General features: G+C 70.0%; 11 protein-coding genes. 8 read left to right on the top strand and 3 right to left on the bottom strand.

From position 1 onward, the window contains the following. Window positions 1–45 precede the first annotated feature (45 nt). From EBL84_RS09525 to EBL84_RS09535, 3 genes are all read left to right on the top strand, one after another. Complete coding sequence (locus tag EBL84_RS09525; protein ID WP_123140608.1) at window positions 46–675, top strand: ParA family protein; 630 nt, start codon at window positions 46–48, stop codon at window positions 673–675. Window positions 676–829: 154 nt separating this feature from the next. Next, window positions 830–1,360, top strand: a complete 531-nt coding sequence (locus EBL84_RS09530; RefSeq protein ID WP_123140609.1) for a hypothetical protein — start codon at window positions 830–832, stop codon at window positions 1,358–1,360. 24 nt (window positions 1,361–1,384) lie between these two features. Then, window positions 1,385–2,281, top strand: coding sequence for a 5'-nucleotidase (locus EBL84_RS09535; protein WP_123140610.1), 897 nt, complete (start codon window positions 1,385–1,387; stop codon window positions 2,279–2,281). A gap of 5 nt (window positions 2,282–2,286) precedes the next feature. On the opposite strand, the gene EBL84_RS09540 is transcribed toward EBL84_RS09535, so the two are convergent. Further along, complete coding sequence (locus tag EBL84_RS09540; RefSeq protein ID WP_148040287.1) at window positions 2,287–3,042, bottom strand: hypothetical protein; 756 nt, start codon at window positions 3,040–3,042, stop codon at window positions 2,287–2,289. A 284-nt stretch (window positions 3,043–3,326) separates the two neighbouring features. Here EBL84_RS09540 and EBL84_RS09545 point away from each other — a divergent pair, with 284 nt between their 5' ends. Then, window positions 3,327–4,055 carry a lytic transglycosylase domain-containing protein gene (locus EBL84_RS09545; protein WP_123140612.1) on the top strand — a complete coding sequence of 243 codons (729 nt, stop codon included), beginning with the start codon at window positions 3,327–3,329 and terminating at the stop codon, window positions 4,053–4,055. Here the strand turns inward: EBL84_RS09545 and EBL84_RS09550 are convergent. Then, window positions 4,052–6,145: an EAL domain-containing protein gene (locus tag EBL84_RS09550; protein WP_123140613.1), complete on the bottom strand. Its 2,094-nt coding sequence runs from the start codon at window positions 6,143–6,145 to the stop codon at window positions 4,052–4,054. The two genes, EBL84_RS09545 and EBL84_RS09550, sit on opposite strands and share 4 nt — an antisense overlap. A 104-nt stretch (window positions 6,146–6,249) precedes the next feature. Continuing rightward, a complete protein-coding gene (epmB, locus tag EBL84_RS09555; protein ID WP_123140614.1) occupies window positions 6,250–7,308 on the bottom strand; it encodes an EF-P beta-lysylation protein EpmB in 1,059 nt (352 codons plus the stop codon). Between epmB and efp the strand changes: the two genes are divergently transcribed. The 4 genes from efp (at window position 7,307) to EBL84_RS09575 (ending at window position 13,803) form a co-directional block, all read left to right on the top strand. Continuing rightward, the gene (gene efp / locus EBL84_RS09560) at window positions 7,307–7,879 is read left to right on the top strand and encodes an elongation factor P (protein ID WP_025275289.1); all 573 of its coding nucleotides are present in this window, start codon (window positions 7,307–7,309) and stop codon (window positions 7,877–7,879) included. The two genes, epmB and efp, sit on opposite strands and share 2 nt — an antisense overlap. Further along, the gene (epmA, locus tag EBL84_RS09565) at window positions 7,876–8,871 is read left to right on the top strand and encodes an EF-P lysine aminoacylase EpmA (RefSeq protein WP_123140615.1); all 996 of its coding nucleotides are present in this window, start codon (window positions 7,876–7,878) and stop codon (window positions 8,869–8,871) included. The genes efp and epmA overlap by 4 nt, the downstream gene beginning before the upstream one ends. Before the next feature lie 68 nt (window positions 8,872–8,939). Beyond that, entirely contained in the window at window positions 8,940–12,878 is a 3,939-nt protein-coding gene (gene hrpA / locus EBL84_RS09570) for an ATP-dependent RNA helicase HrpA (protein ID WP_123140616.1), read from the top strand. Window positions 12,879–12,915: 37 nt separating this feature from the next. Next, window positions 12,916–13,803: an ABC transporter ATP-binding protein gene (locus tag EBL84_RS09575; RefSeq protein ID WP_123140617.1), complete on the top strand. Its 888-nt coding sequence runs from the start codon at window positions 12,916–12,918 to the stop codon at window positions 13,801–13,803. The last annotated feature ends 5 nt before the right edge of the window (window positions 13,804–13,808 follow it).

Consider the following 13,808-nt stretch of genomic DNA (forward strand, 5'->3'; position numbering starts at 1 on the left):
CCCGCCCGGTCCGCCCGGGGAGCAGTCGTTGAGGAGTTGTGCAGCATGATCACCATCGTCGGCAGTCTCAAGGGTGGCTCGGGCAAGAGCACCGTCACCTTCAATCTTGCGGTGTGGCTGGCCATGGCCGAGCGCCGGGTGCGGCTGATCGATGCCGACCCCCAGGCCACCCTCAGCGACGTGCTCGAGGTGCGCCGGGAGGAGGGGTTCGATCCGGCGCTGGCGGTCGAGCCGCTGGCCGCGCTCGATGATCCCGCGCTGGGCGAGGCCGATGAGGTGCTGATCGATGTCGGCACCGCCGACATGGCGGCGATGCGCCGGGCGCTGGCGGTGTGCGACCGGGTGCTGGTGCCGGTGCAGCCGTCGCAGGCCGACATCTGGTCGGCACAGCGCTACATTCGGCTGATCGCCGAGGAGGGGCTCGCGCGCACGCCCGAGATCCTCGGTTTCATCAACCGCGGTGATACCCATCACGCGGTGCGCGAGACCGCCGAGGCCGCCGCCGCGCTGGTCGCGCTCCCCGGTCTCCGTTTCATCCGCCCGCGCCTGTCGCAGCGCACCCTGTTCCGACGCTCCTTCAGCGAGGGGCTGGCGGTGTTCGAGCTCGAGCCCCGGGGCAAGGGCGCGCGCGAGTTCCTGGCGCTGGCCGCGGCGCTCTACCCCGAGCTCGTCTGAGCCAGCCGACCGGCTTCGTACGGTACTTGGCCGTTTCCACTGGGATCGTCCGTGTTGCCCGTCGCGGCAATTCTGTTAATCTCGAAGATCAGCGTTCCGAGCCGGTCGTCCGGCCCTGGCCGGTGGACAATCACAACGAGCAGTCTGTCTCATCATGGCCGATCATCAGAACCCAGCGGGCGAGGAGGAGGCGCGGGGACGCGCCGGCAACGAGACCATCGACGAGGTCGCCGCCGAGTCGCACCTCAACGCCTACGCGATCGAGCGCCTCTCCCAGGCCTTCGAGACCAGCGCCAAGCGCTGGGAGCTGATCGTCTACCCGACCCTCTTCGCCTTCATCATCCTCGCCGCCTACGGCTTCTATCTGGTGTTCAGCCTTGCCAAGGACGTGCACTATCTGGCGATCAGCGTCGACACCAACATGACGGTACTGGCCAGCAACATGCAGTCGATCTCCGACAACATGGGCCAGATGACCGCCACCATGCGCAACATGGGCATCGGCGTCGACTCGCTCGCCCATGACGTCAACACCCTCGAGCCGATGCTCGACAGCCTGCAGTCGATGGACCGCGCGATGCAGCACATGACCTACTCGACCTCGTCGATGCGCAACGACATGGCGGTGATGAACCAGAGCATCAGCCGACCGATGCAGTTCATGAACTGGTTCATGCCCTGGTAGCGGGCTGTCGGGATGATGACGGAGATGGATGAGGTGCGGCTGGTGGTGGCGATCTCCTCGCGCGCGCTGTTCGATCTCAGCGCCTCGCACCGGGTCTTCGAGGAGGAGGGCGTTGACGCCTACCATGCCTACCAGATTGCCCACGAGCAGGAGATCCTCGAGCCCGGCGTGGCCTTCACCCTGGTGCGCAAGCTGATGAGCCTCAACGACCTGCTCGGTGATCGTGGCCGGGTGGAGGTGATCCTGCTCTCGCGCAACAGCTCCGATACCGGGCTGCGGGTGCTCACCTCCGCTCACCAGCATGGGCTCGATATCGAGCGCGCCGCCTTCACCGGGGGCGAGAGCCCCTATCGCTATGTCGCCGCCTTCGGCGCCCATCTGTTCCTCTCGGCCGATCCCACCGATGTGCGTCTGGCGCTCGATGCCGGTTGCGCCGCCGCGACCGTGCTGCCGAGCAGCGCACCCGCGCACGGCGACGACGACGCCCAGTTGCGCATCGCCTTCGACGGCGACGCCGTACTGTTCTCCGACGAGGCCGAGCGACTCTATCGCCAGCAGGGGCTGGCGGTGTTCAACGCCAGCGAGTCGGCCGCCGCCCACGATCCGCTGCCGGGCGGGCCCTTCAAGGGGTTTCTGGTCGCGCTGCATCGGCTGCAGCGGCTTTTCCCGGCCGCTGCAGCGCCGCTGCGTACCGCCCTGGTGACCTCGCGCGGCGCGCCCTCGCACGAGCGGGTGATCCGCACCCTGCGCGCCTGGGGGATTCGGCTCGACGAGTCGCTGTTCCTCGGTGGGCTCGGCAAGTCACCCTTCCTCGAGGCCTTCGACGCCGACATCTTCTTCGACGATCAGGCCGAGCACTGCGAGGCGGCGCGGTTGCGGGTGGCCACCGGGCACGTCCCGCACGGCGTGGCCAACGGTTGAGCTGCTCAGCCGGTGCGCCGCCGTGACCAGGGGGTCAGTGCGGCGAGACCGAGCCCGATCAGCACCCAGGGGGCAGGGGTCGGGATGCTGCCCGATGGCGCTGCAAAGGTCGCGAAACCGGTAGCGATCAGCGGCGGCGTGGTGCCGGTCAGCTCGCCGAGCAGCTTCGACGAGCCGATACCGTCGAAGACCCCGCCGGCGATGCTCTGGACCCGCAGCCCGATGCGTTGATCGATCAGCGCCGCGCTGCTCAGTCCGGGCAGCACCAGGTCGAAGGTACGCTGCTGCTGGAAGCCGTCGCGACCGCCGTTGAGCCCGAGCAGCAGGCCGATATCGAAGCCCGTCGCCACGCCGCCACCGCCATTGAGGTTGTTGCCGCCGCCGAGGCTGCCGATCGCGTCGGCGTCGAACCAGGCATCGAGTACGCCTCCGCTCGGGAACACCTGGCTGGCATCGTCGGCGAGGCTCGCGGTCACACCGCTGGTGTCGAGACGGGTGAACGTGGGCACCAGCGCGGGATCGGCGAGATCGAACCAGAGGGCGAGCAGGTCGGCCTGGGTCAGCCCCGGATTGACCGGATCGGAGACATCGAGGGTGATGCGGATGCGGTCGGGGCCGAGATCGCTGACCCGTACCTCGGCGAAGAAGCCGCCGCCGTTGGTGAAGTCCTCGATCCTGGTGGTGATGCTCCCGGCGGTGGCCGGAGCGATTCCGCCGAACAGCAGGGTCAGCGCGAGCAGCAGGGTGGTGTTGTGCATCATCTCGGCCCTCTCCGACAGGTCAACCTGCCCGTTGGGTGCCCGCGCCATGTCGTCGTCGGTGGCGCGATGCGGTGTTGGTCGGTGCGTCTCCGGAAACAACAAAGCATGAACTGGACCAGTTTTTATGTCGTTGTTTTCATTGTTTGATGATCGGGGCGGCATGATCGCTTGACAAGAATCCTGACGTTTCTTGTCAGTTTTGTCCGCGTTTGTCTGGACACCCCACTGTCGCCCTGTCTATGCTCGAGAACCCCGTCCTGCGCTAGCGAACGAGGTCCCGTGTCATGTACCGCTGCCCCCATGCCGTGCTGCTGATCCTGCTGCTCCAGGCGCCGCTGCCCGTGGTGGCCGACGAGACGGCGCGCTATGCCGAGCTGGCCGGGCGCATCGCCGATGGCATCGGACTCGACCGGGATCTGGTGCAGGCGGTGATCGCCGCCGAGTCGGCCTATGACCCGGGCGCGGTCTCGCCGGTCGGTGCGGTCGGCTTGATGCAGGTGATGCCGGAGACGGCGCGGGACTATGGCGTCGAGGGTCAGGCCCGTCTCGCCGAGCCTGCGACCAACCTGGCGACCGGGATGCGTCATCTCAAGCGGCTGCTCGAGAAGTACGACAACATCGGCCAGGCGGTGATGGCCTACAACGCCGGCGAGGGGGCCCTGGCGCGAGGCGGCGGGCGGGTCGACTACCCCGAGACCCAGCGCTACACCCATCGGGTGCTCACCGACTATCTCGGACGCAAGGGCGTTGCACCCTACTCGGAGGCAGCGCGCGCGCTGCTCGGGATCGAGCTGTCCCCGGCGATGGCCCGGGCCGGGGGCGAGCGGAGCGGGGCGAGCGGCGCGCTGCGCCCGGTGCTCGCGCGTACCGCGTTGCGTCCCGAGATGGCGGCGCGGCATGCGGCCGCGAGCGCCACGCTCGCCGCTCGTCGGGACGGTGCGCAACGGCTCTCCGCGCCACGCCTGAGACGCGCGCCGCCGGGCTATCTGCGGGCGCCGCCGACGGCGCGCTAGCCGCCGCTGGAGACCTCCAGCGTCGGTGAGGGGCGCTGCAGGAAGTTGCCCTGCACATAATCGACCCCGGCGGTCCACAGCACCGTCAGGGTGCGCGCATCCTCCACCCCGGTGACCACGCTCTTGATGTTGAACTCGCGCGCGAGGTTGGCCAGCTCCATCACCCGTTTCTGCTTCTGCTGATCGTCGGCCAGACGCTGGGAGAAGTCGGGCATCAGCAGCACGAAGTCGAGTGCCAGCCCCTGCAGCAGCATCTCCGGGCGTTCGGCCATGCCGAAGCGATTGATCGCCACCCGGCACTTGATCTTGCGCAGCGCCTCGACCAGCTTGCTCAGGCCGGCGAGGTTGGCCGCGACCAGCGCCTCCTGGAACTGGAAGGTCAGCCAGTTGCCGCGCACGTCGAACTCGCGCATGCAGTCGCAGATCCACAGCACGATGCTGGGGTCGCGGAAGGTATCCTCGGAGAGGTTGATGAAGAAGCTGATGTTGTGACCGGCGCGGCGCTGTTCGCTGAGTGACTGGATGGCGGCGCGGATGGCCCACTTGTCGATGCGCTCGATCAGCCCGCGACGGATCGCCGGACCGATGAAGTCCTTGGCCTCGAGCATGTCCTCGTCCTCGTCGAACAGCCGCACCAGGACACTGTAGTGCTCCTGGTTGTCGCCCATCAGACTGATGATCGGCTGATAGACCAGACGGAACTGGTCGTGCTCGAGGGCGTACTCGATGCGTTCGGCGATCTGCTCATCGCCCTCCTCGGCGCTCTGCTTGGTGCGCGAGGCGAGCGAGGTCGGCTTGCCCATCCCGCCCTGACCCGGGCCGCCGGCGAGCAGGCGCAGACAGCGCTGATGAGCGAGGTTGACGATGTCGCTGGGTTCGCGTGCGCGTAGCTCCACCAGCACGTGGGCGACGACACAGTCGGCGGCCTCGTCCTCACGCTCGCCATTGCGCCCGCGCTGGAGACGGGCCTCGTGCTCGATCCGGGCGGTGATCTGCTCGACCGTGGTGGTGTCGAGTCCGTCGATCAGCAGCATGAAACCGTCGTCGCTGACCTGCGCCAGCATGCCTCCGGCATGATCGGCGAGGATGCCCTGGAGTGGTTCGCGCAGGCCCTCGATCAGCGTCAGTGCGGTGGTCAGGCCGAGGTCGCGCAGCAGTTCGGCGCGGCCCTTGATCTGGATGAAGAAGAGCGCGAAGGGATGCCTGGGGCGGTGCTCGGCATCGAGTCGCGCGGCGATGGCGGCGATCATCTGCGCGCGCCCCGGCATCGCCTCGGCGCTGTGGTTGTCGCTCTCGATGAGCGGCGCCGCCGCGCCCGCCGCCGGTCGCACCAGGATGCGCAGACAGGGCTCTTCGTCGATCTCCGAGCTGGCCGCGCGCAGCCGCGCGGCGAAGGGCCGACGGTCGGCGCCCTGGCACTGGGTGTCGAGCTCGGCGCCGTCCTCGCGATCGGAGTACTCGACCGCGCGCAGGAACTCGCGCACCCGGGGGCGTTGCTCGGCGGGGATCAGGTCGAGGAAGGTGGCGCCGGCCAGCGCGTCGGCGTCGGCATAGCCGAACAGCGACAGATAGGCGGCATTGGCGTGCAGGTGCAGCCCCTCCTGGACGAAGGCGATGGCGTCCAGGCTGCCCTCGATGAACTCGCGCGCGCGGCGCTCGCACTGGCGCAGCCGGGTGGCGAGCGCGCGTGCCTCGCGGCGCTGGTAGAGATCGGCCAGCTCGCGCTTGGCCACCAGCTGGAGGTGCTCGGGGTCGTCGCGCCGGACCAGATCGCGGGCGCCGCCGCGACGGGCGCGAAGCGATTCGGTCGCGTCGCTCTCGGGGCCGGTGATGACGATCAGCGGGGTGTCGCTGTCGAGCCTGCGGTGGGCGGCGAGGGCCGCTTCGAGATCGATGTCGCGGTCGTGGGCGCAGCACAGCACCAGATCGCAGGGGGTGCGTGCGAGCAACTCGCCGAGTCGCTCCACCTGGGCGCTGACCATGCCGCGCGCCGCGATGCCCGCCTCGCGCAGGGTGGCGACGAGGCGCTCGGCCTCGCTGGACTCGGCGGTCAGGATGAGCAGTGTGACGGCTGGATTCGGGGCAGGCATGCTGGGCGACCGGTTTCAGGAACGCAAGAAAAGGCTTGCATCGATTATCGGGGTTTGCGCCGCCGATGAAAACGACCGTCGACCCAGTGATGGCTTCGGCGGCCTCAGATCTCGTCGCCGACGGCCAGCGGCAGCTTGGCGACGGCGCCGGGGCGCTCGCGTACCAGACGCGGCACCAGATAACCCGGCAGCCGGGCGCGCAGCGTCGCGACCAGGGCGCGCGCCTCGGTGTCGTCGACCTGGAAATGGGCGCCGCCCTGGACCCGGTCGAGCTGGTGCAGATAGTAGGGCAGGACGCCACAGCCGAGCAGCCGCTCGCTGAGCGCGCACTGTGCCGCGACGCCGTCGTTGACCCCGCGCAGCAACACCGCCTGGTTGAGCAGCATCGTCCCGGTCTCGCGCAGTCGCGCGAGCGCGGCGGCGGCCGCCTCGCCGAGCTCGTTGGCGTGGTTGGCATGGATCACCACCACCGTCTCCAGCCGGCTCCTCGCCAGGCGGGCGCAGAGCGCCTCGGTGATCCGTGCCGGCAGCACCACCGGCATCCGGGTGTGCAACCGTACCCGCCGTAGCTGGCCGATCGCCTCGAGCCCGTCGAGCAGGGCGTCGAGACGATCATCGTCGAGCATCAGCGGGTCGCCGCCGCTGAGGATCACCTCGTTGATCGACCCGTCGGCCGCCAATCGCGCGAGCGCGGCGCGCAGGCGGGTTTGGCCGGTCTCCGCGGCGGCGTGCGGGTAGTGACGGCGGAAGCAGTGGCGGCAGTGCAGGGCGCAGGCGCCGGTGGCGATCAGCAGGGCGCGACCGTGATACTTCATCAACAGCCCGTCGCCCTGGTCGGCGGCGGCGTCATCGACCGGGTCGGCGCTGAAGCCGGGCACCACCACGCGCTCGCGGGCGAGCGGCAGTACCTGACGCAGCAGCGGGTCGTCGGGGTCGCCGGGACGCATCAGCGCGACGAACGCACGCGGCACCCGCAGGCCGAAGGGGCGCGGGTCGGGATCGAGCGGCGGCAGTCGGTCGCGCTCGAGGCCGAGCGCGTCGAGCAGGACGTCGGTCTCGGTGATCGCCTGACGCAGCGCCTGCTTCCAGTCGCGGGTCTGACAACCGCTATCGCTTCGCGGTAAGATCGTAGGGTTTAACTCTCGATTAATTGAGGATGACATGGCGACTTACAGCACGAATGAATTCAAGGGCGGGCTCAAGATCATGCTCGACGGTGATCCATACACCATCGTCGAGAACGAGTTCGTCAAGCCCGGCAAGGGGCAGGCCTTCAACCGCGTCCGGGTGCGCAATCTCAAGACCGGTCGCGTGGTGGAGAAGACCTTCAAGTCCGGTGAGTCGGTCGAGGCGGCCGATGTCCATGATACGGAGATGCAGTATCTCTACAACGATGGCATCGAGTGGAACTTCATGGACCCCGACACCTTCGAGCAGCTGATCGCCAGCGAGCAGGCGGTCGGCGAGGCGGCGAAGTGGATCAAGGAGCAGGACCTCTGCAAGGTCACGCTGTGGAACGGCGTGCCGCTGTCGATCGAGCCGCCGAACTTCGTGGTGCTCGAGATCACCGAGACCGATCCCGGCCTCAAGGGCGACACCTCGGGCGGCGGCGGCAAGCCGGCGACCCTTGAGACCGGCGCCGTGGTGCGCGTGCCGCTGTTCGTGCAGACCGGCGAGCTGATCAAGGTCGACACCCGCACCGGCGAGTACGTCTCGCGCGCCAAGGAGGCATGAGCCCCGCCGCCCGGGACACGGCCGCGACAGGGCTGCCGTGGCGCCCGTGCGCGACTCGCGAGATGCTCGAGGCGCGCGCGGCGATGTTCGCGCGCATCCGCGCCTTCTTCGCCGCCGCCGGGGTGCTCGAGGTCGAGACCCCGCTGCTCTCGCGCGCGGCGGTCACCGATCCGGCGCTGACCAGCCTGGCGGTGCGCCCCGGTACCGGGGTCGCCGGGGGCTATCTGCACACCTCGCCCGAGTTCGCGATGAAGCGCCTGCTGGCCGCGGGCTCGGGGCCGATCTACCAGATCTGCAAGGTGTTCCGCGACGACGAGCGCGGGCGCTGGCACCACCCCGAGTTCAGCCTGCTCGAATGGTATCGCCCGGGCTGGGACTATCAGCGCCTGATCGACGAGGTCGCCGCGCTGGTGCGCGCCGCGCTCGACCGCCCGGCGCTCGCCGTCGAGCGGGTGAGCTATCGCGCGCTGTTTCGCGACGGGCTCGGCATCGACCCTTGGGAGACCTCGGTGGCGGCGCTGCGCGACTGTGCGCGCCGCGTCGGGATCGGCGGGGTCGAGGGGCTGGAACTCGACCGCGACGGCTGGCTCGACCTGCTGCTCAGTCATCGGCTGGAGTCGGGGCTGGGGCGCGGTCGGTTGAGCTTCGTCCACGATTATCCGCCGAGCCAGGCGGCGCTGGCGCGGGTGCGCCCGGGCGCGGCCCCGGTGGCCGAGCGCTTCGAGCTCTATGTCGAGGGCGTGGAGCTGGCCAACGGCTTCCAGGAGCTGACCGATGCCGCCGAGCAGCGCGCCCGCTTCGACGCCGACCTCGACTGGCGCCGTGCCAACGGGCAGGCCGAGGTGCCGACCGATGTGCACTTCCTCGCCGCGCTCGAGGCTGGGCTGCCGGAGAGCGCCGGGGTCGCCCTCGGGCTCGATCGGTTGCTGATGATCGCCACCGGCGCGCCCGACATCGACGCCGTGCTCGCCTTCCCGGTCGAGCGCGCCTGAGCCGCACCGGGCGCTCGTCCGGTGCTGTTATCCTCATCTTCCTTGCCAAGTCCGTCGACATCAACGCCTTGACCGAGCAATCGTTCCCCGCCGATTCCGAACTGGAGCGCTGTCTGCTCCAGGACCGCCCGACCCTCGGGCGCCGTCTCAAGGGGCTGCGCCGCCGTGCCCGCGCCGGTCAGCCCTTCGAGCGCGGTCTGCACGCGCTGTGGCAGCGCCTGCGCGCCTCGCAGGCGCTGTGCGAGCGCCGTGGCGCGCTGGTCCCCGCGATCGACTATCCGCCGGCCCTGCCGGTCAGCGAGCGGCGCGAGGAACTCGCCGCGCTGATCCGCGAGCATCAGGTGGTGGTGGTCTGTGGCGAGACCGGTTCGGGCAAGTCGACCCAGCTCCCCAAGCTCTGTCTCGATCTCGGTCGCGGCCGGTTCGGGCGCATCGGTCATACCCAGCCGCGGCGCATCGCCGCGCGCAGTCTGGCCGCGCGGGTGGCGCAGGAGCTCGGCGGCGAGGTCGGCGCCCTGGTCGGCTACAAGGTGCGTTTCCACGACCGCGTGCGCCCCGAGACCGCGATCAAGCTGATGACCGACGGCATGTTGCTCGCCGAGGTGCAGCAGGATCGCGATCTGCGCGAGTACGACACCCTGATCATCGACGAGGCCCACGAGCGCAGCCTCAACATCGACTTCCTGCTCGGCTATCTGCGCGGGGTGCTGGCGCGGCGCCCTGAGTTCAAGCTGATCGTCACCTCGGCGACCATCGACCCGCAGCGCTTCGCCGATCACTTCGCCGACGCCGCTGGAAATCCGGCGCCGGTGATCGAGATCTCCGGGCGCACCTACCCGGTCGAGGTGCGCTACCGTCCGCCCGAGTCGCCGCATGCCGGCGAGCGCGACGAGTCGATGCAACGGGCGATCTCGGACGCCGTCGGCGAGCTTGCCGCCCAGGGTCCGGGCGACGTGCTGGTGTTCCTCTCTGGCGAGCGCGAGATCCGCGAGACCGCCGAGACCCTGCGCAAGCACCATCCGCCCTCGACCGAGATCCTGCCGCTGTTCGCCCGTCAGGGGCCGCGCGAGCAGGCACGGGTGTTCCAGCCCCACAGCACCCGTCGGGTGGTGCTCGCCACCAATGTCGCCGAGACCTCGCTGACGGTACCGGGCATCCGCTATGTGATCGACCCCGGCTTCGCCCGTATCAGCCGCTACAGCCACCGCACCAAGGTGCAGCGGCTGCCGGTCGAGCGCATCTCGCGCGCCTCGGCCGACCAGCGCAAGGGGCGCTGTGGGCGTGTCGCCGAGGGCATCTGTATCCGGCTCTACGAGGAGGAGAGCTTCGCCGAGCGCGCCGCCTTCACCGAGCCGGAGATCGTGCGCACCAACCTCGCTGCGGTCATCCTGCAGATGAAGCTGCTCGGTTTCGGCGCGATCGAGCGCTTCCCCTTCATCGATCCGCCCGACGGGCGACTGGTGCGCGACGGCTACCGCACCCTCGAGGAGCTGGCGGCGATCGACGCTGCGGGCGAACTCACCGAGCTGGGACGACGGCTGGCGCGGCTGCCGGTCGATCCGCGCATCGGCCGGATGCTGCTCGCCGGGGCCGAGCGGCGCTGTCTGCGCGAGGTGCTGATCATCGCCGCGGCGCTGAGCGTGCAGGACCCGCGCGAGCGCCCCCACGATCAGCAGCAGGCCGCCGACGAGATCCACGCCACCTTCGCCCACGAGCATTCCGACTTCCTCGGCTTCGTCAATCTCTGGACCTTTCTCGAGCGCGAGCGCCATGCGCTCTCGCGCAACAAGTTCACCAAGCTCTGCCAGCGTCACTTCCTCTCGCCGACCCGGGTGCAGGAGTGGCGCGATGTTCACGCCCAGCTGCGCGAGCAGATGCTGGAGATGGGCGACAAGGAGGACAGCACCGAGGGCGGCGAGGAGCAGATCCATCGCGCCCTGCTCAGCGGGCTGCTCGGCAACATCGGCTTTCGCGATGGTCAGCGCGAGTATCTCGGCGCGCGCAACAGCCGTTTCCACCTCCACCCCAGCTCGGGGCTCTTCGCCCAGCCGCCGAAGTGGGTCGTCGTCGCCGAGCGGGTCGAGACCACGCGCCAGTACGGGCGCACCGTGGCGCGGGTGCAGCCGGCCTGGATCGAGGAGGCCGGGCGGCATCTGCTGCAGCGCAGCTACAGCGAGCCGCACTGGCAGTCGCGCGCCGGTCAGGTGGCGGCCTTCGAGCGCGTCACCCTGTTCGGCGTCACCCTGGTGGCGCGCCGGCGCGTCAACTACGGCCCGATCAACCCCGGCGAGGCGCGCGAGATCTTCCTGCGCTTTGCGCTGGTCGAGGGCGACTTCAGCACCCGCGCGCCCTTCTGGCGGCACAATCAGGCGCTGATCGAGGAGATCCGCGCGCTCGAGGCCAAGTCGCGCCGCCGCGACATCCTCGTCGACGAGGAGGCGATCTACGCCTTCTATGCCGAGCGCGTGCCCTCGGGCATCTACTCGCGCCCGCAGTTCGAGCGCTGGCTGCGCGAGGCCAGCCGCGACAACCCCAAGCTGCTGCACATGGGGCGCGCCGATCTGATGTGTCACGATGCCGCCGGGGTCGACGCGGCGCGCTTCCCCGACGCGCTCGCCGTCGGCGCCGCGCGGCTGCCGCTGGCCTATCACTTCGAGCCCGGCAGCGATGACGACGGGCTGACCCTGTCGGTACCGGTGGCGCTGCTCAACCAGGTCTCGGCCGAGTGCCTGGAGTGGCTGGTGCCGGGGCTGCTCGGTGAGCGCATCGAGGCGCTGCTGCGCGCGTTGCCGAAGTCCATCCGCCGCTCGCTGGTGCCGATCCCGGACACCGCCGCGCAACTGGTCGCGCGGCTCCAGCCCGGCGACCGGCCGCTGCTCCAGGCGCTCGGCGAGGCGATCCGCGCGGTCAAGGGGGTGCACGTCGCCGAGGACGCCTGGGACCCGACGGCGGTCCCCGAGCACCTGCGGATGAAGATCCGGGTGCTCGGCGACGAGGGCGCGACCCTGGCCGTCGACAGCGATCTGGCGCGGTTGCGCCGACGCTTTGCCGCGCACGCCGAGCAGGGCTTCGCCGATCTCCCCGACCCCGGGCTGGAGCGCGACGGCCTCACCCGCTGGGATTTCGAGGCGCTGCCCGAGCGCGTCGAGCTGGAGCGCGGCGGGATCCGTCTGAGCGGTTTCCCGGCGCTGGTCGATCAGGGCGAGTCGGTGGCGGTGCGGGTGCTCGACGCCGAGGCGCGCGCCGCCGCGGCGCATCGTCACGGGGTGCGACGGTTGTTCGCGCTGCATCTCGGCCAGGAGCTGCGCCAGTTGCGTCGTCAGTTGCCGCAGCTCGATCGGATGCGGCTGCAGTACGCCAAGGCGCCGCAGCCCGAGTCGGCCGACGGCGAGGAGGGCGCGCGACGACTGCGCGAGGCCGATCTCGCCGAGGCGCTGATCGCGCGCGCGCTCGATCGTACCTTCCTCGCCGAGGACGACGCGCCGATCCGCACCCGCGCCGCCTTCGAGGCGCGCCTGGCCGAGCGCCGCGGCGCGCTCGCCGCCGAGACGCGCGCGGTGTGCGCGCTCGCCGGCGAGATCCTCGACGTCTACCAGCGGGTGCGCAAGACGCTCGCCGGGATCAATCAGATCAACTGGATGCATGCGGTGCTCGACATCCGCGCCCAGCTCGACGCCCTGGTCTTCCGCGGTTTCCTCGATGCCGTGGCGCCGGAGCGGCTGCGCCACTACCCGCGCTATCTCAAGGCGATCGAGCAGCGTCTCGACAAGCTGCCGCTGGGCGCTGCGCGCGATCGCCAGTGGATGAACGAAATGGCCCCGCTGCAGTCCCAGTGGCGCGAGCGGATGGAGGCGGCGCGCGCCGCCGGTCGCGACGACCCGCGCCTCGACGAGATCCGCTGGCTGCTCGAGGAGTTGCGGGTGTCGCTGTTCGCCCAGCAGCTCGGCACCGACGGCCCGGTCTCGGTCAAGCGCATCCGCGCGCGCTGGCGCGAACTCGGGTTGTGAAACAGACGGGCGTGGATGCGATGAAGGAGCGTGAGCAATGACGACGCCACTACTCGAGGCGTGCGAGCTGGTCAAGGTCTATCCCGGTGGCGTGCGCGCCGTCGCGGGTATCGGCTTCGCCGTCGGCGCCGGTGAGTGCTTCGGCCTGCTCGGTCCCAACGGCGCCGGCAAGACCACCACCCTGGAGATGCTCGAGGGGGTGCTGGCACCGAGTGGTGGCGAGGTGCGTTATCGTGGCCGGGCGCTCGACGCCGGTTATCGCGAGGTGGTCGGCATCCAGTTCCAGGCCACCGCGCTGCAGGACTTCCAGCGCGTCGGCGAGGCGCTGGAGATGTTCGCGCGGCTCTATCGGCGCAGCGCCGATCGCGACGAGCTGATCGCACTCTGCGACCTCGAGCCCATCCTCGGGCGCGACACCCGACGCCTCTCCGGCGGTCAGCGTCAGCGCCTGCTGCTCGCCATCGCCCTGGTCAACGACCCCGAGCTGATCTTCCTCGACGAGCCCACCACCGGGCTCGATCCGCAGGCGCGCCGCAACTTCTGGCGGCTGATCGAGCGGGTGCGCGTGCGCGGCACCACCATCGTGCTGACCACCCACTACATGGAAGAGGCCGAGCGGCTGTGTGATCGCATCGCCATCGTCGACCACGGTCGGGTGATCGCCGAGGGTACGCCGGCGGCGCTGCTGCGCGCGCACCTGCCGGCGGCGGTGGTGCGGCTGCCGGCGGCGGATTGGCCGGCGGGGCTGGCGCTGCCCGAGGGCGCGCGCCGGGTCGACGAGACCCTGGAGATCGCCACCGCGCAACTGGCCCCGGTGCTCGCCGAGCTGGCTGCCAGCGGCGCCGACCTCGATGCGCTGCGGGTCAAGGCGCCGACGCTCGAGGACCTGTTTCTGAAACTGACCGGTCACGCACTGCGGGGGTGATGACG

Source organism: Marichromatium sp. AB31 (genome assembly GCF_003718685.1).
Taxonomy (GTDB): Bacteria; Pseudomonadota; Gammaproteobacteria; order Chromatiales; family Chromatiaceae; genus Marichromatium; species Marichromatium gracile.

Excerpts from the sequence above, each read along its gene's own strand:
- EBL84_RS09525 (WP_123140608.1), top strand. The coding sequence starts at position 46 with ATGATCACCATCGTCGGCAGTCTCAAGGGTGGCTCGGGCAAGAGCACC.
- EBL84_RS09530 (WP_123140609.1), top strand. The coding sequence starts at position 830 with ATGGCCGATCATCAGAACCCAGCGGGCGAGGAGGAGGCGCGGGGACGC.
- EBL84_RS09535 (WP_123140610.1), top strand. The coding sequence starts at position 1,385 with ATGGATGAGGTGCGGCTGGTGGTGGCGATCTCCTCGCGCGCGCTGTTC.
- EBL84_RS09540 (WP_148040287.1), bottom strand. The coding sequence starts at position 3,042 with ATGATGCACAACACCACCCTGCTGCTCGCGCTGACCCTGCTGTTCGGC.
- EBL84_RS09545 (WP_123140612.1), top strand. The coding sequence starts at position 3,327 with ATGTACCGCTGCCCCCATGCCGTGCTGCTGATCCTGCTGCTCCAGGCG.
- EBL84_RS09550 (WP_123140613.1), bottom strand. The coding sequence starts at position 6,145 with ATGCCTGCCCCGAATCCAGCCGTCACACTGCTCATCCTGACCGCCGAG.
- efp (WP_025275289.1), top strand. The coding sequence starts at position 7,307 with ATGGCGACTTACAGCACGAATGAATTCAAGGGCGGGCTCAAGATCATG.
- epmB (WP_123140614.1), bottom strand. The coding sequence starts at position 7,308 with ATGTCATCCTCAATTAATCGAGAGTTAAACCCTACGATCTTACCGCGA.
- epmA (WP_123140615.1), top strand. The coding sequence starts at position 7,876 with ATGAGCCCCGCCGCCCGGGACACGGCCGCGACAGGGCTGCCGTGGCGC.
- EBL84_RS09575 (WP_123140617.1), top strand. The coding sequence starts at position 12,916 with ATGACGACGCCACTACTCGAGGCGTGCGAGCTGGTCAAGGTCTATCCC.